Consider the following 3811-nt stretch of genomic DNA (forward strand, 5'->3'; position numbering starts at 1 on the left):
GGGGCGCCGGGCCAGACTGGAGCGGGGCCGGCGGCCCCGGCACCACCGCGACGAGAGGACACCCCGTGCCCACCTGGTTCATCACCGGCTGCTCCACCGGCCTCGGCCGCTCGCTCGCCGAGGCGGTCCTGGCCGCCGGCGAGAACGCCGTCGTCACCGCCCGCGACGTGGAGCGGGTGCGCGACCTGGAGCAGCAGCACCCGGGCACGGCCCTGGCCCTGGCCCTGGACGTCACCGACGGCGCGCAGGTGACCGAGGCGGTGCGCCGCGCCGAGGAGCGCTTCGGCGGCGTCGACGTGCTCGTCAACAACGCCGGCTACGGCTACCGCGCCGCCGTCGAGGAGGGCGACGACGCCGACGTGCGGCGGCTGTTCGACACCCACGTCTTCGGCGCGGTCGCCCTGGTGAAGGGGGTGCTGCCGGGGATGCGCGCGCGGCGCTCGGGCGCGGTGGTGAACCTGTCCTCCATCGGCGCGCACGTGTGCCCGCCCGGCTCCGGCTACTACGCCGCCGTCAAGGCCGCGCTGGAGGCGCTGTCCACCTCGATGCGCCAGGAGCTGGCGCCGCTGGGGATCAGCGTGACGATCGTGGCGCCCGGGGGTTTCCGCACCGACTTCGCCGGCCGCTCGCTGACGCAGTCCGCCGAGGCGATCGCCGACTACGCCGGGACCGCCGGCAAGCGGCGCAAGGAGAACGACACCGTGCACGGCACCCAGCCGGGCGACCCGGCGAAGGCCGCGCAGGCGATCCTCGCCGCGGTGCGCTCGCCCGAGCCGCCCGGCCTGCTGTTCCTGGGCAGCGACGCGGTGGACGCCTTCCGCGGGGTCCTGGACGGGCGGCGCGCGGAGGTGGAGGCCTGGGAGGAGCTCAGCCGCAGCACGGACTTCACGGACTGACCCCCCGCGGGGCCCGCCGGGTCAGTCCTGCCGGGCCCCGCGCAGCCGCTCCATCTCGCGCCGGTCGCGCTTGGTGGGGCGCCCGGCGCCGCGGTCGCGGTCGCCGAACGCCCCGAAGAACTCGTCCTTCGGGGGCGGGGGAGGGGAGTTGTCGACGTACGCCTGCGCGGCGACCGGCGCACCCACCCGCTTGCTCAGCGGCTGCACCACCTCGAAGACCCGCTCGTAGCCCTCGGCGCGCACGCGCACCTCGTCGCCGGGCACCACCTTCGTGGCGGGTTTGGCGCGCTCGCCGTTCACGCGCACGTGCCCCGCCTTGACGGCGCTGGCGGCCACCGAACGGGTCTTGTACAGCCGCACCGCCCAGACCCACTGGTCGACCCTGGTCACCCTCGCCCCACCACCCGCGTCAGGAACCCGACAGGACCCCGTCGACCAGCTCCTGCGCCTCGGACTTCACCTGGCGCAGGTGGTCGGCGCCCTTGAAGGACTCCGCGTAGATCTTGTACACGTCCTCGGTGCCGGAGGGGCGCGCGGCGAACCACGCGTTCTCCGTGACGACCTTCAGCCCGCCGATCTTCGCGCCGTTGCCGGGCGCCTCGGTGAGCTTGGCGACGATGCGCTCGCCGGCGAACTCCTGGGCGGTGACCTGCTCGGCGGACAGCTTCGACAGCGTCGCCTTCTGCTCGCGGGTGGCGGCGGCGTCGCTGCGCTCGTACTGCGGCTGGCCGTGCTTGGCGATCAGGTCGCCGTAGTGCTCGCTGGGCGTGCGGCCGGTGGTGGCGATGATCTCCGAGGCCAGCAGCGCCAGCAGGATCCCGTCCTTGTCGGTGCTCCACACCGAGCCGTCGCGGCGCAGGAACGAGGCGCCGGCGCTCTCCTCGCCGCCGAAGCCGACGGAGGCGTCCAGCAGGCCCGGCACGAACCACTTGAACCCGACGGGCACCTCCAGCAGCGTGCGGCCCAGGTCCTGCGCGACGCGGTCGATCATCGAGCTGGACACCAGCGTCTTGCCGATCGCGGCGCCGGCCGGCCAGCCGTCGCGGGTGGAGAACAGGTACTGGATCGCCACCGCGAGGTAGTGGTTGGGGTTCATCAGCCCCGCGTCGGGGGTGACGATGCCGTGCCGGTCGGAGTCGGCGTCGTTTCCGGTGGCGACCTGGAACTCCGAGCGGCGGTCGATGAGGGAGTGCATCGCCGACGGGGAGGAGCAGTCCATGCGGATCTTGCCGTCCCAGTCCAGCGTCATGAACCGCCAGGTGGGGTCCACCAGCGGGTTGACGACCGTGAGGTCCAGGCGGTGCCGCTCGGCGATGGCCGCCCAGTACTCCACGCTCGCCCCGCCCAGCGGGTCCGCGCCGATGCGCACCCCGGCGGAGCGGATCGCGTCGACGTCGAGCACGTGGGGCAGGTCGTCGACGTAGGTGCCCAGGAAGTCGTAGCCCTGCGCCGCGGCGCGCGCCCTCGCGAACGGCACGCGCCGCACGCCGTCCAGGCCGGCCTCGAGGTAGGCGTTGGCCCTCTTGGCGATCCAGCCGGTGGCGTCGGTGTCGGCCGGGCCGCCGTTGGGCGGGTTGTACTTGAAGCCGCCGTCGCGCGGGGGGTTGTGCGAGGGGGTGACGACGATGCCGTCGGCCAGGCCGGGGCCGGTGGTGCGCACCCGCGCGCCGTCGCGGTTCGCGCGCAGGATCGCGTGCGAGACCGCCGGCGTGGGGGTCCAGGAGTCGCGGTCGTCGACGAGGACGGTGACGTCGTTGGCGGCCAGCACCTCCAGCGCGGAGGTCCACGCCGGCTCGGAGAGGGCGTGGGTGTCGCGGCCGAGGAAGAGCGGGCCGTCGTAGCCCTGCTCGCGGCGGTAGTCCACGATCGCCTGGGTGGTGGCGAGGATGTGCTGCTCGTTGAAGGCGGCGTCCAGGCTGGAGCCGCGGTGCCCGGAGGTGCCGAAGGAGACGCGCTGGCCGACGTCGGAGGGGTCCGGGGCGACCGCGTAGTAGGCCGTCACGACGTGCGCGACGTCGATGAGGTCGGAGGCTTCGGCGTGCTGGCCCGCGCGCGGGTTCGTCATGGTCCCTCTTCCGTGCCGGTGGCGTGCGTGTCGTGCGGGTGTCGATGGTCCACCCGCGGGCGCCACCCTGCCAGCCCTCGCCCGCCCCCGGCAGCCCCGCGCCCGATCAGGCCGGGGAGCCCTCGCGGGCCCGGGCGGCCTCGTGGCGGCGGGCGTGGGCGCGCAGGTGGCCCAGGAGCGCGGCGACCAGGGTGATCACCGCCGCCACCGCCAGGCCCGCGCCGAGGTGCCAGCGCAGCAGCGCCGCGCCGGCCGCGGCGCCGGCGAGGATGAGCAGCACCGCGCCCAGGCGGCGGCGCCAGCCCTCGCCCGTGCCGCCGGCCAGCCGGGAGTCGGCGGCCAGGCCCGTCAGCGTGGAGGTCACCACCACCGTGGTGACGTCCTTGACGGCCAGGCGGCGCGCCGCGGCGGCCTGGGCGCCCATGAGCAGGCCCAGCAGCGCCGTGACCACCAGCGCGCTCGCCGGGGGCGTGGTGCCCGCCTCGACCGGCACGGCGCCGCCGAGGGTGGCGACGAGGCCCGCCATCGCGGCCAGGCCGGCGCCCACGAGCGCGAGGACCACCGTGGAGGCGGTCGTCCAGCCCTTGCCCGCCCGGCGCAGCGCCCGGCCGACGACCGCGGCGCCGGCCAGGAACGTCAGCAGCGCCAGCGCCGGGCCCACGACCGGCAGGTCCTCCGCGCCGGTGAGCGCCATGCCGAGGATCACGACGTTGCCGGTCATGTTGGCCGTGAAGACGCGGTCCAGGCCCAGGTAGCCGACGGCGTCGACGACGCCGGTGGAGAACGTCAGCGTGAGCATGAGCGCCAGGTGCCAGGACTCGGGGCGGGCGGGGGGTCGGTGCACCGGCCC

The 3811-nt window shown here is 75.4% G+C and carries 4 protein-coding genes; 1 reads left to right on the top strand and 3 read right to left on the bottom strand.

The window, feature by feature from the left end:
• Positions 1-65: 65 nt before the first annotated feature.
• Positions 66-896 (top strand): oxidoreductase, encoded by an 831-nt coding sequence (locus GTR00_RS16245; RefSeq protein ID WP_166612630.1) that lies wholly within the window; start codon positions 66-68, stop codon positions 894-896.
• A gap of 21 nt (positions 897-917) precedes the next feature.
• Here the strand turns inward: GTR00_RS16245 and GTR00_RS16250 are convergent, their stop codons facing one another.
• From GTR00_RS16250 to GTR00_RS16260, 3 genes are all read right to left on the bottom strand, one after another.
• Positions 918-1286 (bottom strand): RNA-binding S4 domain-containing protein, encoded by a 369-nt coding sequence (locus GTR00_RS16250; RefSeq protein WP_166612631.1) that lies wholly within the window; start codon positions 1284-1286, stop codon positions 918-920.
• Positions 1287-1305: 19 nt separating this feature from the next.
• Positions 1306-2961, bottom strand: a complete 1656-nt coding sequence (pgm, locus tag GTR00_RS16255) for a phosphoglucomutase (alpha-D-glucose-1,6-bisphosphate-dependent) (RefSeq protein ID WP_166612632.1) — start codon at positions 2959-2961, stop codon at positions 1306-1308.
• 106 nt (positions 2962-3067) lie between these two features.
• Positions 3068-3805 carry a DUF1275 family protein gene (locus GTR00_RS16260; protein ID WP_407659713.1) on the bottom strand — a complete coding sequence of 246 codons (738 nt, stop codon included), beginning with the start codon at positions 3803-3805 and terminating at the stop codon, positions 3068-3070.
• Between the last annotated feature and the right edge of the window lie 6 nt (positions 3806-3811).

It is taken from the genome of Kineococcus indalonis (genome assembly GCF_009906395.1).
In the GTDB taxonomy this organism is placed as follows: domain Bacteria; phylum Actinomycetota; class Actinomycetes; order Actinomycetales; family Kineococcaceae; genus Kineococcus; species Kineococcus indalonis.